Origin of the sequence: Actinopolymorpha sp. NPDC004070, from assembly GCF_040610475.1 — a bacterium.
GTDB lineage: Bacteria > Actinomycetota > Actinomycetes > Propionibacteriales > Actinopolymorphaceae > Actinopolymorpha.
In genome coordinates this window covers 181,856-208,407 of the sequence record NZ_JBEXMJ010000005.1, presented here as the reverse complement: position 1 = coordinate 208,407, position 26,552 = coordinate 181,856, and the positions used below count along the sequence as shown (strand labels likewise).

Genomic DNA, 26,552 nt, shown 5'->3' with positions numbered 1-26,552 from the left:
GGTCGCACGGCCAGTCGTGGGCGCGAAGACGTCGCGCCCCGGCCACGGGCATGCAACATTGGCACGCACGCCAAACTGGCACGCATCCGTACGCCGGGTAGCCAGGTGCACAGGTGCCGGGTCGGGACGAGAGGACGAGGGAGAGACGGTGCGAACGCCGCGGGCTGCAGTCGGCCGGCCACGCTTCCTCGGCTACCTCCTCGCCCGCGGCCTCAGCTTCGTCGGCGACAACGTCTGGTGGATCGCCGTCGGCTGGTCCGCGGCCCAGCTCGGCGACCCGCGTCTCACCGGCATCGTGCTGGCCGCCGCCGGGGTTCCCCGGGTGCTGCTCATGCTGCTCGGCGGGGTGCTGGCCGACCTGCGCGGTGCCCGTCGCATCATGCTCGCCGCCGACCTCGCCGCCGGCGGAGTAGCCCTCACCGGTGCGTTCCTCACCACCGGCGGCGCCCGGCCGACGGCCGCGCTGCTGATCGCCCTCGGCGTGGTGTTCGGCACCATCGACGCGTTCTATCTCCCGGCGGCCAACAGCTACCTCGCGGTCCTGCTGCCGCACCACCAGCTCCCCAGGGGCGCGGCGATCCGCCAGCTCGTCCGCAGCATCGCCGAGGCCGGCGGCCGGGGCCTCGGCGGGGTGCTGGTCGCCCTCGGCGGGTTCGCCCTCGCGGCGTACGTCAACTCCGCGACGTTCCTGCTCTGCTTCGCGATCCTGGTGTTCGTACGCCCGAAGTACCCCATCCAGCGGGCGGAGGAGCGACCCCGGATGCGCCGGGCACTCGGCGACGGGCTGCATTACGTCGCCGGTCATCCGCTGCTGCGCGGGCTGGCGGTGGTGACCCTGGTCCTCAACGCCGTCTCGGTGCCGATGGAGACGGTCGGCCTGGCGCTGAAGGCGGAGAACCTCCAGTGGGGTGCCGCGGGGTACGGCGTGGCGGCGGGTTTCCTCGGCGGCGGCCTGATCGCCGGCGGCCTGGTGGGCACGCTGCTGCGGCCGCCGTCCAGGTCGGGACTGGCGCTGGCGCTGTGGCTGGTCGCGGCGCTGCCCGGGTTCGCCGGGCTGGTGTTCGCCACCGACCTGTGGCTGGTGTGCGCGTCGGTGGCCTGGTGGTCGCTGTGTCTCGGCCCGTCCAACGCCATCCTCAGCGGGCTGCTGCTCACCGCCACCCGGCCGGACGTTCTCGGGCGCGTTCAGAGCGTGGTGACCGTGCTGTCCACCGCGATGACGCCGCTCGGGACGGCCGCCTTCGGTCTGCTGGTGGGGTTCACCAACCTCGTCGCCGTCGGCGCCGGGTGCCTGGTGTGCCTCGCGGTGACCGCGGTGTGGATGCTGTTCACCCCGGCGATCAGCCGGGCCGAACTCCTGCCGGACCGCGACCACGCCCCGGCCGGGGGCAAGCCCGCCCTGTCGCCCTGACGGTCACCGCCTGACGGCGCCCGGGCGGTCAGCCCTTCAGGCCGGTGCCGGCGATGCCCTCGACGATCCGCCGCTGGAAGAGCAGGAAGACCACCAGCAGGGGGAGTGCGCCAAGGATGGCCGAGGCCATGATCGAGGCGTACTGGATGCCGTACGCGCTGGAAACCGTCGCCAGCCCCACCGGCAGTGTCATCAGCGGCGTGCTCGTCAGCACCAGCAGCGGCCACAGGAAGTTGTTCCACGACCACACGAACGTGAAGATCGACACCGCCGAGATCGCCGGCCGCGACAGCGGCAGGAAGATCCGCGCGAAGATGTGGAACCTGCTCGCCCCGTCGACCAGCGCGGCCTCCTCCAGCTCCCGGGGGATGCCGTCGAAGAACTGCTTGAAGACGAAGACGGCGACCGGCGCGGCGATCTGCGGCAGGATCACCGCCCAGTAGGTGTCGATCATGCCGACCGCGGCGAACTCCCGGAACAGCGGCACGATCAGCGCCTGCCCGGGAATCATGATGCCGGCCAGGATGACCCAGAACACCGCGTTGCTGCCGCGGAAACGGATCCGGGACAGGGCGAACGCCGCCATGCTCGCGGTCACCACCGACAAGGCGGCGACCAGGATCGAGATGATGAAGCTGTTGGCGTACCACTGCAGGACGTTCCCGGCCTTGAGCACCTTGGCGTAGGCCGCCAGCGTGGGGCTGTCGATCAGCCAGGTGACCGGCACCTTGGTGGTCTCGCCCTCCGGCTTCAGCGAGGTGTCCAGCGCCCACAGCAGCGGCACCAGCCACAGCAGCGAGAACGCGATGAGGACGCCGACGCAGACCCGGTTGAAGACGCGCTCCCGGCCGCTGGTGGTGCGGAGTTCGTCGCCCGGCCGGGCGCCGCGGTCCTGGTTTCGTTCGGCGACGGTGGTGGTGGTGGTCATCTCAGGCGTCCCTCTCCTGACGGCGGACGAGTGCGAACCACACCAGCGAGACCACCAGGATCAGCACGAACAGCAGCATGGACACCGCCGATCCGTAGCCGACCCGGTAGTCGGTGAAGCCGACGTCGTAGATGTACTGGATGGTGGGCCGGGTCGCGAAGTCCGGTCCGCCGCTGGTCATCAGGTAGATCTGGTCGAAGATCTTCAGCGAGGCGATCACCTGCAGCACCGCCACCAGCGTGGTCGTCCGGCCGAGCAACGGAACGGTGATCCGGGTGATCTGCTGCCACGGCGTGGCACCGTCGATGGAGGCCGCTTCGTACAGCTCGCGCGGGATGTCCTGCAGGCCGGCGAGGTAGAGAACGAAGTTGAAGCCGAGCGTCCACCACACGGTGGTGAGGGCCACCGAGATCATCGCCCAGTTCGGGTCGCCGAGCCAGACGGGCGGAGTCATACCGAGCCGGGTCACCACGTCGGAGAGCAGTCCGAGGTCGGGGGTGTAGACCCAGTTCCAGATCAGCGCCACGACCGCCGACGGCAACACGTACGGTGCGAAGAACGCCAGCCGGAAGAACCAGCGTCCCTTCCTCGCCCGGTCGGCCAGCAGCGCGAACACCAGGGCGAGAACCACCAGCGGTGGCGTGGTGAGGATGGTGAACCACACCGTGTGCCACAGCGACGCCCAGAACTGCGGGTCGCCGAAGGCCGCGGCGTAGTTGGACAGCCCGGCGAAACTGCCCAGCCCGCCCTTCACCAGACTGGTGTTGAAGAAGCTCATCACCAGTCCGTACGCGCTCGGCCCGATCAGGAAGAGGGCGTAGAGGACGAGGAACGGCGCGAGGAACGCCAGGCCGGCAAGGACCGGTCGCCCCTGGCGCCGCTGGCCGGCACCGGAGTCTGCCGCGGTCTCGGGCGCGACTGTCGAGGTGCCCACAAGACCTCCCGAGATGCTCGAAGGAACTGGCGTACGTACGACCTTGGTCGGCCGCGGGTCGGGGTCTGGAACGTGAGGCGCTAGACGGGTGCCGGGGTGCGGGCCATCTTGGAGATGCCCACCTGGATCTGGTGGATCGCGGCCTCGGGTTGCGTACGGCCGCTCAGCACCCCGCCGAGTGCGGAGCCGGCGACCATCTCGAAGTTGGAGCCGGAGCCGGAGTACCACGCCGGCGGGTCGTAGACCGCGCTCTCGGCCGCACCCACGTAGTTCGACTGCGGTTTGAGCTCGCGGTACTTCTCACTCTGCTGAACCGGAAGCCAGCTGGGAACGTGACCACCCTCGGCCCAGGTCATGCCCTGGTCGAGCATCGAACGTACGAAGTCCAGCACGAGGTCCAGCCGCGGGCGTTCGTACGCCTCCTTGCTGGGCAGCACGAACGTGTGCGAGTCGGCCTGCACGGCGTAGGTGCCACCCATCAGGTTGGGGAACCTCGTCATGCTGAAGGGCATCTTCGCGTCCTTGAAGGTGGAGATCTCCCACTCGCCCTGGAAGAAGAATCCCGAACGGCCGTTGGCGAACTGCGCGATCGCGCCACCGTAGTCGATGTTGGGGGGCATCACCTTCTCGTCGACGGTGAGCCGGCGCATCAGCTTGGCGGCGCGAACGGCCTTGTCGGGTTCGAGAATCTCATCGGGCGAGGTGCCCATCAGGAGCTTGCCGCCGAGCTGTCCGTACAGGCTGAAGAAGAACCGCCACGGGGTGGCCACGTCGGCCACCGACGCTACCGCGCCGCCCCAGCTCTTGGTGACTTCCTTCGCCTTGTGGAGCGCCTCGACCAGCGCGTCCTCACTGTCGATCGGCTTCAGCGACCCGTCGTCGGCGAGCAGGCCGGCCTGCTTGCAGATCTTGGTGTTGTAGAACATCACGAACGGGTGGGTGTCGAGCGGGATGGCGTAGATCTTGCCGTCGATGGTGGCCCGCTCGATGGCTCGCTGGACGAACTTGTCCTTCGACATCCCGTGCCGGGCCAGGTCCTCGGGCTCGAACGGCTGGAGCAGTCCGGCGGCGACCAGCGTCGGCACCCGGGTCAGGTGCGAGATGGCCACATCCGGCGGCTGCGCGCCGAGGGTGGCCAGGGAAAGCTTCGTGTAGTAGGGGTTGCCCCACGTGAGAGTCACCGCGCGCAGGTCCACGTCGGGCCGCTGCTTGCGGTAGACCCCTTCCATCTCCTGCATGCGAACGCCGTCGCCGCCGCCCAGGAGATTCCAGTACGTGAGTACGTCGGCGCTCGGCGCCGTCCCGGTGAAGCCCGACTGGAGCTGCTCGGCGCAGCCGGACAGGCTGCCGCCAACGGCGCCCGCGGCGGCCAGCAGGCCGGCGCCTCGCAGGACGTCCCGTCGACTCGGTAGTGCCGCCATTGCCCGGGCACCTCCGTCCGGATGTGGTCGGTGCGGATTCGGTGTCGAGGGCGGGGCCCTGGCTGTCACCTGGGCCTCGACCGGTTTGCTTGTCACGAAAACGGCTTGCGGTGTTGCCGAGAGCTGCTGAAAGCGGATTTCCAAGGCCGATTCGAGCATGCTCCGTGTTCGAAATATCGAACAATGTGCGTGATATCGAAGCAAAGGCTACGATCACGCTTCGACGACGTCAACGGATTGGTCTATCCGGTTTCTCGGCAGTTTCGCCGCCCGCCGCCGAATCCGTTCGTCGTGAGCCAGGTAGCCCTCGGGACCTCAGCGGAAGGAAGCCGACGCCCGTGAACAAGGCCAGCCTCACTCTTGACCCCGCGTTCCGGATCGGAGCCGTAGACCCGCGTGTGCGCGGCTCGTTCGTCGAGCATCTGGGCCGATGCGTCTACGGCGGCATCTACGAACCCGACCACCCCGGCGCCGACGAAGACGGTTTCCGCACCGACGTGCTCGACCTGACCCGCGAGCTCGGCGTCAGCACCGTCCGCTACCCCGGTGGCAACTTCGTGTCCGGCTACCAGTGGGAGGACGGCATCGGCCCGCGCGCCGAACGCCCGCACCGGCTGGACCTGGCGTGGAAGACGCTGGAGACCAACGAGGTCGGCGTCGACGAGTTCGCCGCCTGGTGCCGCAAGGCCGGCGTCGAGCCGATGATGGCGGTCAACCTCGGCACGCGCGGCGTGCAGGAGGCGGCAGCGCTGGTTGAGTACTGCAACCACCCCGCCGGGACGTACTGGTCGGATCTGCGGGCGAAGTACGGCGCGAAGGACCCGCACGACATCAAGATCTGGTGCCTCGGCAACGAGATGGACGGCCCCTGGCAGATCGCCCACAAGACCGCCCGCGACTACGGCATCCTCGCCAACCAGACCGCGAAGGCGATGCGGCTGGTCGACCCCGACCTCGAGCTCGTCGCCTGCGGCAGTTCCGGCCGGAAGATGCCGACGTTCGGCTCGTGGGAGGCCGAGGTTCTCGAGCACACCTACGAGGTCGTCGACTACGTCTCGCTGCACTCCTACTACCGCCCGAGCAACGGCGACTTCGCCAGCTTCCTGGCCTCCGGCGTCGACATGGACGCGATGATCGAGTCCGTGATCGCCACGTGCGACTACGTGAAGGCGAAGACCCGCAGCAAGAAGTCGATCAACCTGTCCTACGACGAGTGGAACGTCTGGTACCACGTGCCCGGCGACGAGCGGGAGTGGGTGACCGGCCCGTCGCTCTTCGAGGACCAGTACTCCCTGGCCGACGCGGTGGTGGTGGGCTCGCTGCTCAACAGCCTGCTGCGGCGCGCCGACCGGGTGACGATGGCCTGCTTCGCCCAGCTGGTCAACGTGATCGCGCCGATCACGACGGTCGCGGGCGGACCGGCGTACCGCCAGTCGACGTTCCACCCGATGCGGCTCGCGTTCCAGTACGGCACGGGTTCGACCCTGCGGGTGGAGCCGACCGGACCCCAGGTCGACACCCCCGACTTCGGGCCGGTGCCCCAGCTGGACTGCACCGCCACCCTGGACGAGGAGAACGGCGCCGCCGCGGTGTTCGCCGTCAACCGGTCCCTGACAGAGCCGCTGCTGGTCGAGGTCGACGTCCGTGCGCTGAAGGACGCCCGCGCCGTCGAGCACATCGCGCTGTCCGGTGAGGACCGGGACGCGGCCAACACCGCCGAGCAACCGGACCGGGTCGCGCCGCGGGTCCAGGACGCCCCGGTCGTCGAGGACGGGAAGCTGCGCTTCGAGCTGGCGCCGATGTCGTACAACGTCGTCCGCCTGGCAACCGCTCGTTGACAGCGAGGACGGCCATGACAGCAACACCATCCACGACATCCGGACAGTCGATTCCGGAGACCAATCCGTCGGTGGTCGTACGCGGGCCCGACGACTTCGGTGTCGAGGAGCGGCCGCTGGCGCCGCCCGGGCCGGGCGAGGTGTTGGTCCGGGTCGGCGCGGCCGGCATCTGCGGCAGCGACGTCGAGCTGTTCGCCGGCACCCGCCCGGCGGCGTACGTCAGCTATCCCGTGGTGCCCGGGCACGAGTGGGCCGGCACCGTCGCCGCCCTGGGCGACGGCGTGGACTGGCTGGCGGTCGACGATCCGGTGGTGGCGCAGGGCTTCCGCAACTGCGGACGCTGCCCGCGCTGCCGGGAAGGCGCCACCAACCTGTGCGAGGCGGGGTACGCCGAGACCGGCTTCACCCACGCGGGCGCGTTCAGCTCCTACGTCCTCGTGCCCGCGCGACTGGTGCACCAGCTGAAGGCCGGTGCCGACCTCGAGGCCGCGGCGCTGCTGGAGCCGTCGGCGTGCGTACTGGAGGGGATCCTCGCGGCCGCCCCCGCCGTCGGGGCACGGGTCGCGGTCGTCGGCACCGGAACGCTCAGTCTGGTCGCCTGCCAGGTGCTCGCCGCGTACAGCCCGAGCGAACTGGTGCTGATCGGCGACAGTCCCAGTGGTCGTGAGCTCGGCGCCGCCTGGGGCGCGACCCGGTGCGTCAGCAACGCCGAGGCGGTCGAGCCGGGCTGGACCTGCGACGCCGACGTGGTGATCGAGGCGGGCAGTAGGCAGACGTCGGCCAAGGCCGCGCTGAACGCGGCCCGTCGCGGTGCGACCGTCGTCCTGGAAGGGATTCCGGGCGGACCGGCCGAGGGCGACCTGACCGACATCGTGCTCAAACACCTGCGGGTGCAGGGCGTCTTCGGTGCGTCCGCCGCGGCCTGGGAGCACGTGGTCAGGATATTCAACGCCGGGCTGCTCGACCTGCGCCCGCTGATCAGTCACCGGTACGCGGTGGCCGACGTGGGCTCGGCGCTGTCGACCCTGCGGGAACGCCCCGCCGACCTGCGCAAGGTGCTGTTGCATCCCTGATCCGGGGGCCCGGTCCGGATCCGGCCTGCCATGCTTGGCGACCGTGACCAACGCACGGCTTGCTTATCGGATCGCTGACAGGTGCCGGTTGACAGGGCGGTTCGTCCTGCGATCCGGACGGGAGACCACGGAGTACTTCGACAAGTACCAGTTCGAGGCCGACCCGGTGTTGCTGGACGAGGTGGGCGCCGCGCTGGCCCCACTCGTTCCCGCGGGGACCGAGGTGCTGGCCGGATTGGAGATGGGCGGGATCGCCGTCGTCACGGCACTCGGGCGGCACACCGGCCTGCCGTGCGCCTTCGTACGCAAGAAGGCTAAGGAGTACGGCACGGCCCGGCTGGCCGAGGGCGCGGACGTCGAGGGACGCAGGGTGCTCGTGGTCGAGGACGTGGTGACCAGCGGCGGGCAGGTCGTGCTCTCGACGCAGGACCTGCGCGCGCTCGGCGCGCACGTCGAGCACGCCCTGTGCGTGATCGACCGGGAGGAGGGCGGCGCGCAGGCACTTGCCGACGTCGACCTCACCCTGCATGCGTTGTTCCGCCGCCGGGACCTGGAAGCCGGCCGAGGCTAGGCCCTAGCCGTCGCGGCGGGGACCGGTGGACTCGCGGACGACGAGCCGGCAGGGAATCGTCTGCACCCCGCCGGTCACCGGTCGCCCGCCGATGGCGGCCAGCAGGTGCTCGGCGGCGATCCGGCCGACCTCGCCGAGGCTCATGTCCACCGTGGTCAACGGGGGCCGTGATCCCAGGGCCATCGCCTCCCAGTTGTCGAACCCGATCAACGCGATGTCGTCGGGCACCCGCCTGCCCCGCTCGCGAAGGGTCTCGGCGACGCCGCGGGCGATCTGGTCGTTGCCGCAGAAGATCGCGTCGACCTCGGGTTCGGCCCGCAGCAGGATGTCCGCGCCCTGGCGGCCCCACTCCTCGGTCCACTCGCCGTGCAGCGGCTCGCCGCCGACCAGCGCCAGGCCTGCCTCGGCCAGCGCGCGGTGCACGCCGGCGGCACGCTGGCGGGCGGCGAGGAACCGGCCCGGCCCGGCGATGTGCGCGATCCGGGTGCGGCCGGTGGCGAGCAGGTGGCCGACCGCGAGCGCGCCGCCGCCCTCGTCGTCCGGGATCACCGACAGGTCGGCCGGGTCGGTCGACTGGGTCATCGCGTACACCACCGGCACCGGCAGGTCGGCACCGATGGACGGACGGGGCTCGGTCCGCCGCCCGGTGACCAGCAGCCCGTCCACCCGCCGGGCCAGCAGGGTCTGCACGTGGTGGCGTTCACGGATCGGGTCGTCGCGGGTGTCGCACATGAACACCGAGATCTGACCGGCGCCGAGCGCGTCCTCCGCACCCAGCATCACCGGGATGCTGAACCTGCCGAAGCTGTCGGAGGTGACCAGGCCCACGGTGAACGTACGTCCGCTGAGCAGACCGCGGGCCAGCGCGTTGGGCCGGAAGCCCAGTTGGCGGGCCGCCTCGACCACCCGGTCTCGCGTCTCCTGCCGCAGCTTTCCGCGGCCGTTCAGAGCCTTCGACGCGGTGCCGACCGAGACGGCGGCCAGGCTCGCCACGTCGCGGATGGTGATGGCGCGAACCTCCGGGGAGGGGGGTGTCGGCAACGTGGTTTCCTTCGGTCCGGCCGGTGTCGGGACGTGCGCAGTGTACGGGCTGCCTGGGAAACAGTACGTGCGAAACAAGACTGAACCCGGCACAGGGTATTGACCGTGCTCGTTGATCAGCCCTACCTTGTGGGCGCGATTAGGAAAACCTATTCCTTGAGCCTTCTCCCGGTTGTGTCCGGGAGGTTCACCACCTCGTTCGCACCTCGTACCGCGCTCCACGTTCGTGCCCTGCTGCCGCTCCGGCCCCGAGCCGCGACGCCGGCCGGGCGTACCCACGAAGGAGGCCCATGACCACCACGGCGAACCAACCAGCCGCCGCTCCGGCAGGCGCCGGTCCGGTCGAGCCGACACCGGCCGCCCGGGCACCGCACCGCCCACTGCGGCTGCGGGACGTCCGCATCGACGGCGGCCCGCTCGGCCGGTGGCAGGAGACCAACCGCGCGGCCAGCATTCCGCTGGGCATCAAGCAGCTGGAGGAGGCCGGAAACCTGCACAACCTCCGGCTGGCCGCCGGCGAGGTGACCGGTGACTTCCGCGGCCCGAGGTTCATGGACTCCGACCTCTACAAGCAGCTGGAGGCGGTCGCCTGGGAGGCGGGCCGCGAGGACGCCGGTGAGCTGCACGACTTCCTGCGCCGGGCCGCGGAGCTGCTCGCCAGAGCGCAGCGCGGCGACGGCTACCTCAACTCCTACTACCAGGTGGTCAAGCCCGAGCGGCAGTACGCCGAACTCGAGCACAGCCACGAGATGTACTGCGCCGGCCACCTGGTGCAGGCCGCGGTGGCCGCTGCCCGCGTCGGTGGTGAGCCCGAGCTGCTCGCCGTGGCGCGCCGATTCGCCGACCATCTGGTCGAGGTGTTCCTGCGCGGCGGCAACCCCGGTATCGACGGCCACCCGGAGATCGAGACCGCGCTGGTCGAGCTGTACCGGCTCACCGGCGAGCGTTCCTACCTCGACCTCTCGCTGCACCTCGTCGACGAGCGCGGCAAGGGCCACATCGCCGGCAGCGGCATGGGCCAGCGCTACTTCCAGGACCACCTGCCGGTACGCGAGGCCGACACCGAGGTGGGCCACGCCGTCCGCGCGCTCTACCTCGAGGCCGGCATCGTCGACCTGTATCTCGAGACCGGCGACGAGTCGCTGCTCGCCTCCTCCGTACGCCGGTGGGAGGACATGGTGGCGACCAAGACCCAGCTCACCGGCGGGGTCGGCTCGCGGCACTCCCACGAGGCCTTCGGTGACCGCTACGAGCTGCCGCCGGACCGGTCGTACAACGAGACCTGTGCGGCGATCGCGAGCGTGCACTGGAACTGGCGACTTCTGCTGGCGACGGGCGAGGGCCGGTACGCCGACCTGCTCGAACGCACGCTGTACAACGCGTTCGCGGCGTCGACGTCGACCGACGGCACGCGGTTCTTCTACGTCAACCCGTTGCAGCGCAGGCACGACCACGCCGAGGGCGACGACCCGGGCCGCCGGCACGAGTGGTTCAGCTGCGCGTGCTGCCCGCCGAACATCATGCGGCTGGTGTCCTCGCTCAGCCACTACGTCGCCACCACGAACGACGACGGGCTGAGCGTCCACCAGTACGTCCCGGGCACGATCCGGGCGGACCTGCCCGCGGGCGAGGTGGCTCTGTCGGTGCGGACCGAGTACCCCTGGGAGGGAGAGGTCGCGTTCACCGTCGACGCCGCGCCGGAGGGCGAGTGGTCGCTGGCGCTGCGGGTGCCGGCGTGGAGCCCGTCCGTGGGGATCAGTGTGAACTGCGAGCCTGCCGACGCGACCCCGGACGAGCGCGGCTACGTCGTCGTCCGCCGGGCCTGGGTGCCGGGTGACACCGTCACGATCACGCTGGACCTCACGCCCCGGCTGGTCTTCCCGCACCAGCGGATCGACGCGGTACGCGGGTGTGTCGCGGTCGAACGCGGCCCGCTCGTCTACTGCTTCGAGCAGACCGACCAGGCCGACGGTGTCGACGTGGAGGACCTCACGCTCGCACCTGACGCGGGTATCCGGGTCGTACCGCAAGCCGACCTTGCCGGAGTCGGCCGCACGGTCCTGCTCACCATGGACGCCGCCGCGGTGTCCCAGCCACGCAACGGTTTTCCGTACTCGTCCCAGCCCACCGCCCAGTCGGTGACCAGCCAGGCGGTGACCGCGACCGCGGTGCCCTACTTCCAGTGGGACAACCGGGACGGCCGCGCGATGCGGGTCTGGCTGCCCGTCACCCAGTCAGTCACCCCGTCAGCCACCTCAGGAGAAGCCTCATGAACACCCGACCCATCGTGCCCGGCCGCCCGCGCTGGAGCCGGCGGGACCTGCTGCGGGCGGGCGGCCTGGCGGCCGGTGCCGCGGCGCTCCCGGCGCTGGCCGGCTGCGGAGGCGACAGCGGCGGAGGCGGCGGCAGCAAGGCGCAACTGCAGTTCATGTACTGGGGTTCGTCGTTCGAGCAGAAGGCGATCAACGCCATGCTCAAGCAGTTCGAGGACAAGTACGACGGGGTGTCGGTCAAGCCCGTCTACACCCCGAACGAGTACGACACCAAGGTCAACACGCTGGTGGCCAGCAAGCGCGCGCCGGACGTGGCGTACATGGGCGGATCGATGGGCTACCGCCTGGCTGGGCAGGGCAAGCTGGTCAACCTCGCGAAGTACTTCAAGAAGTACCCCGCGCTCGCCGACCGGCTGCCCGGCACCTACTTCTGGTACGGCAAGGACAAGACGTTCGGCACTCAGACTGCCAACGAGGTCATGCTGCTCTGGTACAACCGGGCAGTCATGAAGGACGCGGGTGTCGAGCCGCCGCCCGCCGAGGCCGGCAAGGCCTGGACGTGGGACGAGTTCGTGCAGGCCGCGTACAAGCTCACCCGCGACCAGAACGGCAAGCGCCCCGACGAGTCCGGCTTCGACCCCAAGCGGATCAGGCAGTTCGGCGCCTCGGTGAGCGTGCAGTCCAGCACCACGTGGGAGTCCTTCCTCCGCAGCAACGGCGCGGCGTTCGTGGACGAGTCCGGCCGCAAGTGCCTGCTGGACCAGCCGAAGGCGGTGGAGGTGTTCCAGAACCTCCAGGACCTGATGTACAAGCACCACGTCGCGCCGACTCCGGTGCAGCTCGGCAACAACGCACCGGCCACCAACGTGCAGTTGCAGACCAAACGGATCGCGATGGCGGTGGACGGCCAGTGGGTGCTGCTGGACATGGCCCAGAGCAAGGTCGACTACGGCATCGGTGTGCTGCCGAGGTACGGCGAGCCGGCCACCACCCAGCTCGGCGGCGCGTCGGTGGTGTTCTCGGGCTCGAAGTATCCCGAGGAGGCCGTGGAGCTGTTCATGTTCCACAACGACCCGAGGTACGTCGACCTGTTCAAGAACGGCCTGTGGATGCCGTTGGAGAAGAAGTACTACACCGACCCGCGGGCGATCGACTCCTGGATCAAGAACGACTCGCACCCACCGGAGTACCGCACCGCGGTGGTCGACTACACGCTGAACCACGCGCAGACGGCGTTCGGCCAGCGGCTGAAGAACATGGACAACATCAGCGAGGTCCTGACGCCTGCGCTGCAGCGGATCGAGACCGGGAAGCAGCCCGCCAAGGAAGTGTTGACGGCGCTCGTACCCAAGATCGACAAGTTGCTGCAGGGCTGGTACCCGAGCCAGACGCCGTGACCGGCGGCAGGAGGGCGTTCGCATGACCGTAGCTCCCACCGAGCCGGCGACCCGGCCCGGCCAGGTGCGCTCACGTGGGCCGGCCCGCCTTTCGGGGCAGGGCCGGCTGGAGCGCCGTTGGGGTGTCCTGATGGCGCTGCCGGCGATCCTCGGCTTCGTGATCTTCACGATCGGGCCGATGATCGCGTCGTTCGTCTTCAGTCTGACCGACTGGACGATCGGCGGCAGCCCGTCGTTCGTCGGGCTCGGCAACTACCGCACCCTCGGCGGCGACGAGTTGTTCTGGAAGTCCCTGAGCGTCACCACGTACTACACCCTGGGAACGGTCCCACTCGTCCTCGTGATCGGGTTCGTGGTGGCCCTGCTGCTCAACCAGAAGGTGCGCGGGCTCGCCCTGTGGCGCACGATCTACTACCTTCCCACGCTGGTGCCGGCAGTGGCCAGCGCCGTGCTGTGGATCTGGATCTTCAACCCCGACTTCGGTCTGCTCAACTCCCTGCTACGCGAGGGCGGCCTGCCCACGTCGCAGTGGATCTACAGCGAACGGGGTGCGGTGCCGTCGCTGGTCATCATGAGCACCTGGGGATTCGGCAACGCGATGGTCATCTTCCTCGCCGGCCTGCAGGGTGTGCCGCGGCATCTGTACGAGGCGGTGTCGATCGACGGCGGCGGTGTGTGGCAGCGGTTCCGGCACGTGACCCTGCCGATGATGACGCCGACCATCTTCTACAACCTGGTCACCGGTGTGATCGGCACGTTCCAGGTGTTCAACCAGGCGTACGTCATGACGCAGGGCGGGCCGAACAACGCGACCCTGTTCTACATCTACTACCTGTGGCGGACCGCGTTCACCGAGAGCGAGATGGGGTACGCGAGCGCGCTCGCCTGGATCCTCTTCATGGTGATCATGGTCATCACGTTCTTCCTGTTCCGGAACGCCCGCCGGTGGGTCTACTACGAGATGGCAGGTGCCCGATGAGTTCGGTGGCCGGTGTGAGCGGCGCACGGGCGAGGCGGTTGCGGCCGGGCCGGTTGGCGCTCTACGTCGTCCTGGTGCTCGGTGCGGCCCCGACGATGCTGCCGTTCGTGTGGCTGATCCGCAGCGCGCTGATGGGTGACGACCAGATCTTCATCGCACCACCTGAGTGGATCCCGAGCCCGTTCGAGTGGGCCAACTTCACCGGGGCGCTGACCGCGCAGCCTTTCCTGAGGTACTTCCTCAACACGATGCTGATCGAGCTGTTCGCCGTGACGGGCACGGTGCTCACCTGCTCCGTCGCGGCGTTCAGCTTCGCCCGGCTGCGCTGGCGTGGTCGCAACGTCGTGTTCGCGTTGCTGCTCAGCAGCGTGATGTTGCCGTACGCGGTGACTCTCATCCCGACGTTCGTGATGTGGCGTTCGCTGGGTGCGCTGGACACGTTCCTCCCGCTGACGGTGCCCGCGTGGTTCGCCGGTGCCGGCGGCGGGGTGTTCAACGTCTTCCTGCTGCGGCAGTTCTTCCTGACCATCCCGTTCGAACTGGACGAGGCGGCCTACATCGACGGCGCGTCACCGTGGAAGGTGTTCGCGATGATCATCATGCCGCTGTCCAAGCCCGCGCTGGTGGTGGTGACGATCTTCACCTTCATCGGCGTGTGGAACGACTTCCTGGGGCCGCTGCTCTATCTCAGCGACGAGAGCAAGTACACCTTGGCACTCGGGCTGGCGTCCTTCCAGAGCGTCTACACCGCGCAGTGGGGCTACCTGATGGCCGCGTCGGCAGCGGTGATCGCACCGATCATCGCGTTGTTCTTCGTACTCCAGCGCTACTTCATCGAGGGTGTGACGCTGACCGGCATCAAGAGCTGACCGGTGGCTCACTCGGCTGCCAGTGGGACCTCGCCGCCGGTCTTGCGACCTTCTCCGGCTCGAGCTGTGTGCTGTGATCCTCGGCCAGCGCCCGCCCGCGCACAAGATCACCGCCGAGTACCGCGAACGCGTCCACGAGCTTTGCAGGGGGAACTCGTCAGGCTCGGCCACCGGCATCCGTCGGCGGCCGCCGACCAGCTCATGCTGCTCATCGACGGCACACTCGCGGCCGGGGTGACGAAACCCCATACCGACCCGGCACGGCTGGCGCATCAGCTTGCCGAACAGGTCATCGGTACGAGCTGAGGTCGCCCATGAAGCCCGTTGCGTGCCGGCTTTTCATCCACAGGTAGCGGATCGGCGTGTTTTCGAGCGTCCTTGTGGACAACGGGTTGGCAGTCGATCGCAGCCTGTAGTGTTTCGAACATGCATTCGACAATGCAGGATTCTTCAGGCTGGCACGGCATTGACGCCGAACAGCGCCTGGAGGCTGCGTTGGTCCAGATCGGCACCATCCTCGACGACACGCTGGCCGGGTCGATGCTGTCCCTGCGGCCCGAGAAGCTGGGCCGACTGTTCGACCTGCACCGGGCCGACGAGGCCAAGTTCGCCGCCCTGAAGCTGGCGATGGTCGCCAAGGGCGAGTCCTGCGACATCGCCAAGACCACCGGAGCGGCGACCACGAACGCGTGGCTGCGCACCGCGCAGCGGATGTCGAAGACCGAAGCGGCCGCGACGGTCGGCTTGGCGCGTGATCTGGACCGTACGGTGACGGTGACGGCCGCTGCTCTTGCGCGTGGGGAGTTGTCGTTCAAGCATGCGCAGGTGATCGCGTCCGCGATCAAGGACCTGCCCGCCTACATCGGCGCCGAGCAGCGGGTGAAGGCCGAGGAGTATCTGATCACCTGGTCCAGGCGGCGCAACCCCGACGACATCCGCCAGCTGGGCCGGGCGTTGCTGCAGTACCTCGCGCCGGAGGAGTGGGAACGCCGGCTGGGCAAGGAACTCGGCGACGCCGAACGCGCCGCCGAACGCAAACGGTCCCTGCGCTACATCGCCAACGGCATCCCCGGGTCGGAAACGGTGGTGGTCAAGCTGCCGGCGGTGGAGATGGAAGCCCTCCGCAAGCTCATCGAGGCGCTGGTCGCCTCCGACACCCGCCCCGACCCCGACGAACGGCCCTTGGACCAAAAACGCGGAGACGCGTTCGCCGAACTCGTGGGCCTTGCGACCGAAGCCCACGCATCTCCCAACCGCGGCCGCGGGCGAGACTGCGTCACCGTCACCATCGGAATTGACCAGCTGCTGACCGGGCTCGGGTTCGGCACCATCGACGACCTCAACCCCGTCCGCCCCATGCCCTGCAACTGTCAGACTCCCGACTCCACGCGCCAAGCCCAGCGTCAAGCCCAGCGCAGGAACGCCAGGTCCAACAAGAGCGCCGGGGCCGAACCACGAGAACCCGGCCAACCTCCACAACCGAACACCGCCACCGGACCCGAGCCCGAAGCTGACACGCTCGGATCCGATCCGGAAACAGATATCGGGCCCGAGGACTGGGGCCTCGGGGCAGAAGGCGACGCCGACACCGAACTGCCCGAGGGTGCGGCGAGGCCGGAGGCTGCCCACGATCCCAGCGATGCCTTCGACTCCGATGACACCGATGACCGCAGCGATCCCACTGGCCGCATCGACCCGCACGACGGCTGTAGCAAGTGTGGCGGTGGCGGGTCAGCGAGGATCCTCGGCCTGCGCGGCGAGCCGATCTCGGTCGCCACGATCCGGCGGATGGTGTGTGACGCGAACATCATCCCGGTGGTGCTCGCCGGCAACGGCGAAGTCCTCGACGTCGGCATGGCCGACCGCTTCTTCACCGAAGCACAACGCCGCGCACTCGCCGTCCGGGACGGGTCCCACTGCCACTTTCCCGGCTGCCAAGTCCCCGAACGCCGCTGCATCGCGCATCACATGACCGCCTGGGACGACTTCGGGCCGACGGACCTGTCGAACGGAGTACTGCTCTGCAAGGCCCATCACACCTTCGTCCACCACAAGGGCTGGCAGGTCCGGATGGGCAGCCACGGCCACCCCGAGTACATCCCGCCGGAGTGGGTGGACCCGCAGCAGACAGTGCAACGACCATGAGGACCGACCATGCGCCGACCTGATGACGCGGGCGGACCGAGGTCCAGGAGGTCAGAGAGGGAAGAAGGCTGCTCAGGCGGTGGTGGCCTTGACCGGGACCGCGAGCCCCTCGGCGTTGCGTTCCGACGTCGCCTCGGCCGCACCGTGGCGGGCCAGCAGGTCCATCCCGAGCCGGGCCCGCCGCACGCGTTCGCGGGTGAGCGCGACGGTGGTGGCTTCCAGGTGGGTGCCGGCGGGGTAGACGTCCGGCGCGTTGCGCAAGCCGAACTTGACATACACCGGTGCGGCCACCTCGATCAGCCGGGGAAGCTCGTGGTGCCGGACGTAGCCGCCGAGGTTGTCCGGTGCCTCCACGTACACATCAAGCGGTACGTCCACCACGGCGCGGATGGCGGCGATCTGCGCCAGGCTCAGGTCCGTTGCCAGGTTGAGCGTGTCGGCACCGAGGTCCTCCAGCACCCGTGCGGTCGCGGCGTTGGTGACGGGCAGCATCACCGAGACCTTGGCCTGCATGTCGGCGGGCAGGTGACCCGCGGCCCGCAGCTTCCCGAACGCCGCCAGCACGCCGAGGTCGGCGATCAGCACGCTGCGGATGCCGTGTTCGGCGGCCCGGACGACGTCCTCGAGTACGGCGGACACCTGGTCCTGCCCGTGGGCGGCGGCCGCGAACCCACCGCCGGCCTGCGAACGCGCGGTGGCCGAAGTGCCCCAGCCGGCGCACGGGCGGGCGAACAGGCTCACCTCGACGCCGGCGGACCGGGCCTGCTCGGCCATCTCGTCCAGCTCGGCGTCGGTGAGCAGGAACACCCCGCTGCCCTGGGAGATCCGGCGTACCGGCACCTCCAGGCGTTCGGACTCCTCCAGCGCAGCCTCCAGGCAGCGCGGGCCCTCGGTGCTCGGGATCTCCACCCGGTAGCGGACGCCGTCGGGGAACCGCTTGGCCGAGGCGGGCAGGTCGTTCAGGTCGCCCCGGGGAAGCTCGAGGATGTCCAACAGGTGCGACGCTGGTGTCCCGGCCACGAGGTCCCCCTAGCAGAATGGATTGTCCGGTATCTCGAACGACATCCGTATACTCGGACATCGTTGCGATTCGATCACACTGTCGTCAAGCTGCGTTCGGGTGGGCGAACAACGGCGCGCGCTGGCAGGAAACCCGTGTGGAGGTGCGGAAGCGATGGGTCGAGCGGTCCCCGCGGTGCTCCGCGCGCTGGACATTCTCGAACTGTTCGGGACGACCGAGGAGCTGTCGATCCCGGAGATCCACGCCAAGCTCGCTCTTCCCCGTACGACCGTGCACGAGCTCGTCGGCACTCTGGTGGAACGTTCCTACCTCGCACCAGTGCCCGGCCAGCCGCACCGGTTCCGGCTCGGCGTAGGGGTGTTCCACCTCGGTTCAGCGTACGCCGAACGTCTCGACCTGGCCCGCGAGGGCCAGGCAGCCGCGGAGGAGGTCGCGGCCGCCTGCGACGAGACCGTGCACGTGGCGGTCCTGGAGGGCCGGGAGGTCGTGTACGTCGCGAAGGTGGACAGCACCCACCCGGTCCGGATGGTGTCCGCGGTCGGCCGCCGGCTGCCCGCGCACTGCACGGCGGTCGGGCTGATGTTGCTGGCCCGGCTGGAGCAACGCACCCTGGACACGTTGTTCCCGCCCGGGCGGCGGCTGCCGGGGCTGACCGGCCGCAGCCTCACCACCTCGCGGCAACTGCGCGAACGCCTCGGCGCGGTCCGCACCGACGGGCTGGCGCAGGAGTACTGCGAGTCCAACGAGGCGGTCGCCTGCGTGGCCGCGCCGGTCGCCGACCACACCGGAACCACCGTCGCGGCGATGAGCATCTCCGTCCCGACCGTCCGCTGGTCGCCCGAACGCGCCACGGAGCTGGCCGGTCTGGTCCGGGAGGGTGCGAGCGCGTTGTCCAGCCGCCTGGGACATGTCCCGACCCCGCGCCCGGACAGCCGTGGTGGACCGGGGTGAGACGTTCCGGCGATTCTTTGCAAGACTTGCGCAGACCGCGATACATCAGATGACTGTCAGTTGACTGGCTGAGGAGGTCCCGTGGAGATCGTCCGATACGCCGATCGCAGCGACCGTGCTGTCCGGGTAGGAGTCCGACGTGCCGGCCGGGTGAGTCCGCTGGCCGGAGTCGGAAGCGTCAGCGAACTCCTCCGGCTGCCCCTCGCGGAGTTGCGCGGGCTGCTGGAAGGCGCCGGAGCCGGCGGGGAGACCCTCGACGTGTCGCAGGTGCTGCTGCTTCCGCCGGTCGACGGGCTGACCGAGGTGTGGGCCTCCGGCGTGACGTACGAGCGCTCGATGGCCGCCCGGGTGGAGGAGAGCAGCCAGAAGGACGCCTACCAGAAGGTGTACGAGGCGGAGCGCCCCGAACTCTTCTTCAAGGCTCCCGCCTGGCGCGTCGTCACCGACGGGGAGCCGGTCGCGATCCGCGCCGACTCGGGTCTGGACGTCCCCGAGCCCGAGCTGGGCGTGGTCGCCAACGCGCGCGGCGAGATCGTGGGGTACGTCGCCTGCAACGACATGAGCTCGCGCTCCATCGAGGGCGAGAACCCGCTCTATCTCCCGCAGGCCAAGGTCTACGCCGGCAGCTGCGCCGTCTCGACCGGCATCCGGCCCGCGTGGGAGATCCCCGACGCCACCGCGCTCGACATCACCCTCGCCGTCGTCCGCGACGGCCAGACCGCCTGGAAGGGCGAGACGTCGACCGCGCGGATGCACCGCGACCTGGAGACGCTGGTCGACTATCTGTTCCGCGGTGACGCCCACCCGGCCGGTGCGTTCCTCGCCACCGGCACCGGGATCATCCCCGAGATGTCGTTCACCCTCGCCGGCGGTGACCGCGTCGAGATCGAGGTCGCCGAGGTCGGCGTACTGTCCAATCCGGTGGTCGTCGGCAAGGAGCCGCTGTCGTGGCTCGTCGACGCCCTGTCCGATCCGTTCGCCCGGGAGGTAGCCCGATGACCGCACCCACGACCGCTCCGAGCCCCACCACGCCTGCGGAACTGGAGTCGATCCTCGCCGCCGCCACCGCCGCCGCGGGTCCGCTAGGCGCGCTGCGACCGGCCGAACGCGCCCGGCTGCTGCGGGCCGTGGCCGACGCGCTCGACGCCGCCGCGGACGAGCTCGTCCCCCTGGCGATCGAGGAGTCCCACCTGGCCGAGGCCCGCCTGAGGGGCGAGCTGACCCGGACGACGTTCCAGCTGCGGCTGTTCGGTGAGGTGCTGGAGGAGGGCTCCTACCTCGAGGCGATCGTCGACCAGTCCGACCCCGACTGGGGCATGGGCCCGCGTCCGGACCTGCGCCGCATGCTGGTGCCGCTCGGACCGGTGCTGGTCTACGCCGCCAGCAACTTCCCGTTCGCGTTCAGCGTGGCCGGCGGCGACACCGCCTCCGGACTCGCGGCCGGCAACCCGATCATCGTCAAGGCCCACTCCGGCCACCCGCGGCTGTCCCAGCGCACCGGCGAGATCGTCCGCGGCGCACTGGCCGAGGCGGGCGCGCCGGACGGCACGTTCGACGTGATCTTCAGCTTCGAACGCGGCGTCGAGGCGCTGAAGGACCCGCGGATCAAGGCGGGCTCGTTCACCGGCTCCATTCCCGGCGGCCGGGCGCTGTTCGACATCGCCTCCCAGCGTCCGGACCCGATCCCGTTCTACGGCGAGCTGGGCAGCCTCAACCCCGTCTTCGTGACCCCGGCCGCGGTCAAGGCACGCGGGGACGAGATCGCCTCCGGCTTCGTCGGCTCGGCGACGCTCGGCGCCGGTCAGTTCTGCACCAAGCCGGGCCTGCTGTTCGTTCCCGCCGGGCACGGGCTGGACGACGCGATCGTCGCGGCGGCCGGTGACGTCCCTCCGGCCTCGCTGCTCAACAAGCGCATCGCCGAGGGCTACGGCGAGGGTCTGCCGAAGATTGTCGGCACGCCCGGGGTGACCCCGCTCGTCGAGGCGTCCGGAGTCGACGGCCTGGTGGCCGGGCCGACGCTGGTGAAGACCACCGTCCCGGTGCTGCTGGACAACGCCGACACGCTGCTGGAGGAGTGCTTCGGGCCCTTCTCGCTGGTGGTGGAGTACGACGGCCAGGACGAGCTGCGGCGGGCCGCGGAGGCCTTCGGCGGCAACCTCACCGCGACCATCCACGGCGAGGAGACCGACGCCGCTGACCTCGGCTGGCTGATGGACCTGCTGCGCGACCGGGCGGGCCGGATCCTGTGGGGCGGCTGGCCGACCGGTGTCTCGGTGACGTACGCCATGCAGCACGGCGGACCCTGGCCCGCCACCACGGCCTCGTTGCACACCTCGGTGGGCACCACCGCGATCCGCAGGTTCCTGCGGCCGGTGAGCTACCAGACGATGCCGGAGGAGCTCCTGCCGGAGGCGCTGCGCGACCGCAACGTGCTGGGCATCCCGCGCCGCGTCAACGGCACCTTGACGAAGGACGACGTGTCGGCGTGACCGTCGACGGGATGACCAACGGCATCGTGGACGGGGCGTCTCGTGAGTGGTGACCGGGTGAACGACGGTGGCCTGTTCGGCAGGCGGGTGCTGGTGGCCGGCGCGAGCAGCGGCATGGGCCGGGCCACCGCGCTCGCCGCTGCCGGCGCGGGCGCTCGCCTGGTGCTGTTCGCCCGACGGGCCGACGCTCTCACCAAGCTGGCCGAGGAGATCGGCGCCGCCGGGGGCCAGGCACTGGTCGTCGCCGGTGACGCCACCGACGCCGACGCTGTCGGCCGTGCCGTCGACGTGGCGGTACGCGAGTACGGCGGTCTCGACGCACTCGTCAACAGCGTGGGCACCAACGTCCGCGAGCGATCCCTGACCGACCTCAGCCCCGCCGGGTGGCGGGAGCTGCTGTCGACCAACCTGGACGCGGCGTACGTCCTCACCCAGGCGGTGCTGCCGACGTTCCGCGCACAGGGCGACGGCCTGCTCGTGCACATCTCCTCCTCCGCGGCGAAGCGCCCGGACGCGTCCGGTGTCGGCTACCAGGCCAGCAAGGCCGGCGTGGCAGCGCTCGCGCACGCCACGATGGAGGAGGAGCGGGCGAACGGCATCCGGGTCAGCGTGTTGTTCCCGGGTTTCACCGACACCCCGTTGGTCGAACGCCGGCCGGTGGCGCCGACCCCCGAACAGCTGGCCGCCGCACTGCGACCGGACGACGTCGCCCGGATGTGTCTCGCGGTGATGGCGTTGCCCAGCAGGGCCTACGTACCGGAGTTGTTGCTCTACCCCAGCCAGCCCTGAGTAGCGCCTGGGACGCCCGGGCGCGCGGTGAGGGAGGTAGTGCGAATGTCGACCGACGCACGTGCGGTGGTGGCGGTCCTGCTGACCGAGCAGACCCGCGCGATGGTGCTGACGCCCGCGGCCGAACGCCGGCTCACCGGCGCGGCGCGGGTGCGGTGGGCCGAAGGACCGCCGGGGGAGTGGGACCTGGCCGGGCTGCTGGACGGCGCGGTCGCCTGCCTCACCGGGTGGGGTACGCCACCGCTCACCGAGCAGGTGCTGGCGAAGTCGCCCGACCTTCGGCTGGTGGCGCACACCGCGGGCAGCATCCGGTCGCTGGTCCCGCAGGACGCGGTGGGCGCCCGGCTGACGGTGTGCCAGTCGGCCGGGCTGATCGCCGACTCGGTGGCCGAGCTGGTCATCCTGCAGATCCTGTCGGCGTTGCGTGACCTGCCGGCGCTCGACGCGGGCCTGCGTACCGGTCAGGAGTGGGGCGCGCTGCGCGAGCGGTACCCCGGCCGGCTGCTCGGTGCACGGACCGTCGGTGTGGTGGGTGCCAGCCGGACCGGCCGGGCGGTGATCGCCCTGCTGCGGGCGTTCGGCGCACGGGTGCTCGTCGCCGACCCGTTGCTCACCGCGGCGGAGGCGGAAGAACTCGGCGTGACACCGGTGGAGCTGCCCGACCTGTTGCGCGACAGCGACGTGGTGACCCTGCACGCGCCGCTGCTGCCGCAGACGCAGGGGCTGCTCGGCGCCCGGGAGCTGTCGCTGCTCGCCGACGGCGCGCTGCTCGTCAACGCCGCGCGGGGTGGCCTGGTCGACGAGGCCGCCCTGGCCGCGGAGCTCCGGTCCGGCCGGATCCGGGCCGCGCTCGACGTGTTCCCCACCGAACCACTGGCGCCCGACAGCCCCTGGCGGCAGATTCCGAACGCCATCCTGTCCCCGCACACCGCGGGCCACACCGTCGACTCCCACGCCCGGCAGGGGCAGGCGATGGTGGAGGACGTCGTGGCGTTCCTGCGCGGTGAACCGCTGCGGTACGCCGTCGCGGCCGACTCCGTGGGCGTGCTCGCCTAGGAGACGTCCCAGCCGGGCAGTCGTTTCTGCCAACCCAGCCGAACCCCGAAGAGGAGAACTCACATGAAGCTCGACCTGTCCGGCCGATCGGCACTCGTCACAGGTGGCGCCACTGGCATCGGGCGCGGCGTCGCTCTCGCCCTGGCCGAGGCCGGCGCCGACGTCGCGGTGACCTACCGCAGCCACGACGGCGCGGCCGTGGCGAAGGAGATCGCCGCACTGGGCCGCCGGTCCGCGGCGTACGAACTCGACGCGTCCGACAGCGGGCAGGTCGACGCGGTGGTGGACGCCACGGCGGGGGAGTTCGGCGGGAAGCTGGACATCCTGGTGAACAACGCCGGCGGGATGATCGGCCGGCAACCGGTCGCGGACATGTCCGACGAGCACTGGCACACGGTGATCGACGTCAACCTGTTCAGCGCGTTCGCCTGCAGCCGGGCGGCGTTGCGGCACCTGCCCGACGGCGGCCGGATCGTCAACATCTCCTCCCTCGCCGGCCGCAACGGCGGCGGCCCGGGTGCCGCCGCCTACGGTGCCGCCAAGGCCGGCATGCACGGCCTCACCCGCGGGCTTGCCAAGGAGGTCGGGCCGCGCGGCATCACCGTCAACGCGGTGGCGCCGGGCCTGATCCTGGACACGCCGTTCCACGAGGCGTTCACCCCGCGGGAGCAGCAGCAGGCGACGATCGACTCCACGCCGCTACGCCGTGCGGGCTTCCCCGACGACGTGGCCGGCGCGGTGCTCTACCTCGTCTCCGACCTCGGCGCGTTCTGCACCGGAGCCGTCATCGACCTCAACGGCGGAACGTACTTCAGCTAGGACAGACCCTGATCCGCCGGGACGTCCGCGGCAGGCAGTGCAGCCCTCGGCTCGTCCGGCGTCACTCCGGACGAGTCGACGGTGCTGATGGTGCTGGTGGTGTCAATGGTGCTCGGATGAACGCCGCCTGCCGCCGCGCGACCTCCTCCAGCAACCCTTCCAGCGAGGCGGCCGGGCCGAGCATCCGCTGCAGTTCCCGCTGGGCCACCTGGTCGACACCGCGGTCGAGGTCGGTGCCGGACAACTCCTGCGCCGCCTCCAGGTGCACCCGCATCGCCTCGGCGGCCGCGGCCGCGTCGTGGTCGCGGATCGCCGACCAGATCGGCTCGTGGTCGGGCGTCCCGGCCTGGCGTACCTGCCGGTCGGACAGGCTACGCAGCATCAGCTCGAACGTCAGCGTGGTGATCGACGCGTACATCGACTCCAGCACGGTGTTGTGGCTCGCATGCATCACCAGCGCGTGGAAGGCGAGGTCGAGCCGAGCCTGTTCCAGGACGTACGTCGTGATCTTCAGGTCGTCCAGGCACCGGCGCATCGCCGCCACCTCGACCTCGGTCGCGTGGGCCGCGGCAAGCGCGGCGGCCCGGGTCTCCAGCATCGAGCGGGCCTCGGTGAGCTCGCGCACGGTGGTGTTGCGCCGGCGGAAGGACGTGTCCAGCGACCGTGCGCCGTCGCTGGCCTGCGCCTCACGGACGTAGGTGCCCCGGGACGGCAGGATGTCCACGAACCCGCGTTCGGCGAGTCCGCGCAGCACCTCCCGCACGATCGGGCGGGACAGGCCGAATCTCCGGGCGAGTTCGCGTTCGGGTGGCAACTTGGTGCCGGATGCGATCCGCCCGGCGAGTATCTCGTCGAGCAGATGTGCGGACAGGCTGTCGCGAGTATGCGGGCTCACCGGGTCCCCCTTTGACCAACGAGCCGGACCGTCTGACGGGTCTGTCGTTCCTTCAGCTGTCGCGTGGCTTGGTGCATGCGCACCGGACGACGCGGGATTCGGGCGTCGTTCGGGCTCCGGTCGTACGTCAGTAGCGCGTGAGTGGTGCGTCAGTGCATCAGTCGAACAACTTCTGCGCCTGCTGGACGATCGTGATCAGGCCGAGCGTGCCGTAGAACGCGACAGCCAGAGCAATGATGATCGTACGAAACCTTCGGATCGAGATGGCAACCGGTAGTGATCTTTTGTTCATCACGATGAGCAGTACGCCGTAGATGGCCATCATCACGCCGCTCACGCAGGAGGAGATGACCAGCAGAACCAGCGGTTGGTTCAGGCCTGCCAGCAAGACGACGCAGCCGAACGCGACCAGACCCCACACCAGCCAGAAGTAGACCCGGCTCTCCGAGACGCCTCGGCGGCGGAGGTAGACCGTGGCCAGCAGGTCGGCGGCCAGTCGGCTGGTGTAGTCGATGATGCCCATCGCCGCCGCGAACAACGAGTAGGCGCCGATGACCCAGAAGAAGTAACCGAACCACGGGCCGATCCGGTCCTGCAGCGCGGCGCCCTCGACCTGCAGGAAACCGATGTCCTGGCTGAGTCCCGAACGGCCGAACACCGTCGAGAACGCCAGCATCGACATGAAGCCGATGGTGAAGCAGGTGATGAGGACGAACGTCGCCGCCTGCTCGATGTTGGCGAACCGCCACCAGCCGCGCCAGCGGGTGAGGTTGGACTCGTTCGGCTCGAACGTGTACGCGGACGGGGCGCCTGCGTCCTTGCCGGTGACCGTGCTCACCAACTGGGGCGCGTAGGCACCCATGCCGAACCGCTTGTCGCGGATCCAGTTGCTCTGGCAGAGGTTCTGCCCGCCGCCGGCTCCGGCGTAGGCGATCGCGCCGAGCATCAGCGCGAAGTCCAGGTCGGGGAACCGCCCGAAGTGGGTCACCGCCGAGCCGAGCCCGCGCCAGGTGTCCGCGGTGAACGCGAAGATGATGGCGCCCACGATCAGGATCGTGATCGCCGCCAGCTTCACCACGATGACGCGTTCGAGCGCGGTGTAGACCACCGGTGCGAGGGTGAGCACCAGGCCGCACACCACGAGGATGCCGATGGCGATCGCGGTGACGTTGCCACCCACGATGTACGTCACCATGGTGGCCGAACTCGTCGCCCAACCCGGCCAGAGGTTGGCGAAGTAGGTCATCACCGCGAAGACCAGGCCCCAGTGTTTCCACATCCGGCTGAAGCCCGTCAGTGCGGTCTCCCCGGTGGCCAGGGTGTAGCGCTCGATCTCCATGTTGAGGAACCACTGGGTGACGACACCCAGCACGGCCCCCCACAAGAAGACCAGCCCGATCTGGGAGGAGATGTAGGGCCACAGGATGAACTCGCCCGAGGCCAGGCCGACCCCGGCGCCGACGAGCCCGGGTCCGATGACGCGCCAGGTCTGCGTGGGCGGCGCGGGCAGGTCTCGCACCCGTGCGCCGGGAAGGTGCCTGGTGGACAGCGCAGACGAGGAGTCGGGCTCACCACCGGTCGAACGGGCCTCGGTCATGCCTCGTCCTTTCCGACAAATGTGCGAGATCTGGACGAAACGCTGCGGAATCAGT

At 69.8% G+C, this 26,552-nt stretch carries 22 protein-coding genes; 15 read left to right on the top strand and 7 right to left on the bottom strand.

The annotated features are described in order from the left end of the window. The first annotated feature begins 148 nt into the window (after positions 1-148). Positions 149-1,411, top strand: coding sequence for an MFS transporter (locus ABZV93_RS11655; protein WP_354933669.1), 1,263 nt, complete (start codon positions 149-151; stop codon positions 1,409-1,411). A gap of 28 nt (positions 1,412-1,439) precedes the next feature. On the opposite strand, the gene ABZV93_RS11650 is transcribed toward ABZV93_RS11655, so the two are convergent. The 3 genes from ABZV93_RS11650 to ABZV93_RS11640 form a co-directional block, all read right to left on the bottom strand. Further along, on the bottom strand, positions 1,440-2,339 hold the full coding sequence (locus tag ABZV93_RS11650; protein ID WP_354933667.1) for a carbohydrate ABC transporter permease: 900 nt from the start codon (positions 2,337-2,339) through the stop codon (positions 1,440-1,442). Between the two features lies 1 nt (position 2,340). Beyond that, the gene (locus ABZV93_RS11645; RefSeq protein ID WP_354933665.1) at positions 2,341-3,273 is read right to left on the bottom strand and encodes a sugar ABC transporter permease; all 933 of its coding nucleotides are present in this window, start codon (positions 3,271-3,273) and stop codon (positions 2,341-2,343) included. 80 nt (positions 3,274-3,353) lie between these two features. Beyond that, entirely contained in the window at positions 3,354-4,694 is a 1,341-nt protein-coding gene (locus ABZV93_RS11640) for an extracellular solute-binding protein (protein ID WP_354933663.1), read from the bottom strand. A 338-nt stretch (positions 4,695-5,032) separates the two neighbouring features. On the opposite strand from ABZV93_RS11640, the gene ABZV93_RS11635 reads away from it, so the two are divergent. The 3 genes from ABZV93_RS11635 (at position 5,033) to ABZV93_RS11625 (ending at position 8,176) form a co-directional block, all read left to right on the top strand. Next, a complete protein-coding gene (locus ABZV93_RS11635) occupies positions 5,033-6,532 on the top strand; it encodes an alpha-N-arabinofuranosidase (protein ID WP_354933661.1) in 1,500 nt (499 codons plus the stop codon). 14 nt (positions 6,533-6,546) lie between these two features. Beyond that, entirely contained in the window at positions 6,547-7,605 is a 1,059-nt protein-coding gene (locus tag ABZV93_RS11630) for an alcohol dehydrogenase catalytic domain-containing protein (protein ID WP_354933659.1), read from the top strand. Positions 7,606-7,693: 88 nt separating this feature from the next. Further along, on the top strand, positions 7,694-8,176 hold the full coding sequence (locus ABZV93_RS11625; protein WP_354933657.1) for a phosphoribosyltransferase family protein: 483 nt from the start codon (positions 7,694-7,696) through the stop codon (positions 8,174-8,176). 3 nt (positions 8,177-8,179) lie between these two features. Here ABZV93_RS11625 and ABZV93_RS11620 read toward each other — a convergent pair whose 3' ends face one another. After that, complete coding sequence (locus tag ABZV93_RS11620; RefSeq protein ID WP_354933655.1) at positions 8,180-9,217, bottom strand: LacI family DNA-binding transcriptional regulator; 1,038 nt, start codon at positions 9,215-9,217, stop codon at positions 8,180-8,182. A gap of 290 nt (positions 9,218-9,507) precedes the next feature. Here ABZV93_RS11620 and ABZV93_RS11615 point away from each other — a divergent pair, with 290 nt between their 5' ends. The 5 genes from ABZV93_RS11615 (at position 9,508) to ABZV93_RS11595 (ending at position 16,880) form a co-directional block, all read left to right on the top strand. Next, positions 9,508-11,490 carry a beta-L-arabinofuranosidase domain-containing protein gene (locus ABZV93_RS11615; RefSeq protein WP_354933654.1) on the top strand — a complete coding sequence of 661 codons (1,983 nt, stop codon included), beginning with the start codon at positions 9,508-9,510 and terminating at the stop codon, positions 11,488-11,490. Then, entirely contained in the window at positions 11,487-12,887 is a 1,401-nt protein-coding gene (locus tag ABZV93_RS11610) for a sugar ABC transporter substrate-binding protein (protein ID WP_354933652.1), read from the top strand. Before ABZV93_RS11615 ends, ABZV93_RS11610 begins: the two co-directional genes overlap by 4 nt. Positions 12,888-12,909: 22 nt before the next feature. Continuing rightward, positions 12,910-13,866 carry a sugar ABC transporter permease gene (locus ABZV93_RS11605; protein WP_354933650.1) on the top strand — a complete coding sequence of 319 codons (957 nt, stop codon included), beginning with the start codon at positions 12,910-12,912 and terminating at the stop codon, positions 13,864-13,866. Further along, a complete protein-coding gene (locus tag ABZV93_RS11600; protein WP_354933648.1) occupies positions 13,863-14,735 on the top strand; it encodes a carbohydrate ABC transporter permease in 873 nt (290 codons plus the stop codon). The genes ABZV93_RS11605 and ABZV93_RS11600 overlap by 4 nt, the downstream gene beginning before the upstream one ends. Before the next feature lie 426 nt (positions 14,736-15,161). Continuing rightward, the gene (locus ABZV93_RS11595; RefSeq protein WP_354933646.1) at positions 15,162-16,880 is read left to right on the top strand and encodes a DUF222 domain-containing protein; all 1,719 of its coding nucleotides are present in this window, start codon (positions 15,162-15,164) and stop codon (positions 16,878-16,880) included. A gap of 72 nt (positions 16,881-16,952) precedes the next feature. Here the strand turns inward: ABZV93_RS11595 and ABZV93_RS11590 are convergent, their stop codons facing one another. Beyond that, a complete protein-coding gene (locus ABZV93_RS11590) occupies positions 16,953-17,900 on the bottom strand; it encodes a U32 family peptidase (RefSeq protein WP_354933644.1) in 948 nt (315 codons plus the stop codon). A 154-nt stretch (positions 17,901-18,054) separates the two neighbouring features. Between ABZV93_RS11590 and ABZV93_RS11585 the strand changes: the two genes are divergently transcribed. The 6 genes from ABZV93_RS11585 (at position 18,055) to fabG (ending at position 24,005) form a co-directional block, all read left to right on the top strand. Further along, on the top strand, positions 18,055-18,852 hold the full coding sequence (locus ABZV93_RS11585; protein ID WP_354933642.1) for an IclR family transcriptional regulator: 798 nt from the start codon (positions 18,055-18,057) through the stop codon (positions 18,850-18,852). 81 nt (positions 18,853-18,933) lie between these two features. Beyond that, positions 18,934-19,851 carry a fumarylacetoacetate hydrolase family protein gene (locus ABZV93_RS11580; RefSeq protein ID WP_354933640.1) on the top strand — a complete coding sequence of 306 codons (918 nt, stop codon included), beginning with the start codon at positions 18,934-18,936 and terminating at the stop codon, positions 19,849-19,851. After that, positions 19,848-21,341: an aldehyde dehydrogenase (NADP(+)) gene (locus ABZV93_RS11575; RefSeq protein WP_354933638.1), complete on the top strand. Its 1,494-nt coding sequence runs from the start codon at positions 19,848-19,850 to the stop codon at positions 21,339-21,341. Before ABZV93_RS11580 ends, ABZV93_RS11575 begins: the two co-directional genes overlap by 4 nt. A gap of 57 nt (positions 21,342-21,398) precedes the next feature. Further along, positions 21,399-22,130, top strand: a complete 732-nt coding sequence (locus tag ABZV93_RS11570) for an SDR family NAD(P)-dependent oxidoreductase (RefSeq protein ID WP_354933636.1) — start codon at positions 21,399-21,401, stop codon at positions 22,128-22,130. A 45-nt stretch (positions 22,131-22,175) separates the two neighbouring features. Beyond that, positions 22,176-23,186, top strand: coding sequence for a hydroxyacid dehydrogenase (locus tag ABZV93_RS11565; protein WP_354933634.1), 1,011 nt, complete (start codon positions 22,176-22,178; stop codon positions 23,184-23,186). A gap of 63 nt (positions 23,187-23,249) precedes the next feature. Further along, positions 23,250-24,005 (top strand): 3-oxoacyl-ACP reductase FabG, encoded by a 756-nt coding sequence (fabG, locus tag ABZV93_RS11560; RefSeq protein ID WP_354933632.1) that lies wholly within the window; start codon positions 23,250-23,252, stop codon positions 24,003-24,005. 61 nt (positions 24,006-24,066) lie between these two features. Here the strand turns inward: fabG and ABZV93_RS11555 are convergent, their stop codons facing one another. Beyond that, the gene (locus ABZV93_RS11555) at positions 24,067-24,900 is read right to left on the bottom strand and encodes an FCD domain-containing protein (RefSeq protein ID WP_354933630.1); all 834 of its coding nucleotides are present in this window, start codon (positions 24,898-24,900) and stop codon (positions 24,067-24,069) included. 157 nt (positions 24,901-25,057) lie between these two features. Next, on the bottom strand, positions 25,058-26,497 hold the full coding sequence (locus tag ABZV93_RS11550; RefSeq protein ID WP_354933628.1) for an Nramp family divalent metal transporter: 1,440 nt from the start codon (positions 26,495-26,497) through the stop codon (positions 25,058-25,060). Between the last annotated feature and the right edge of the window lie 55 nt (positions 26,498-26,552).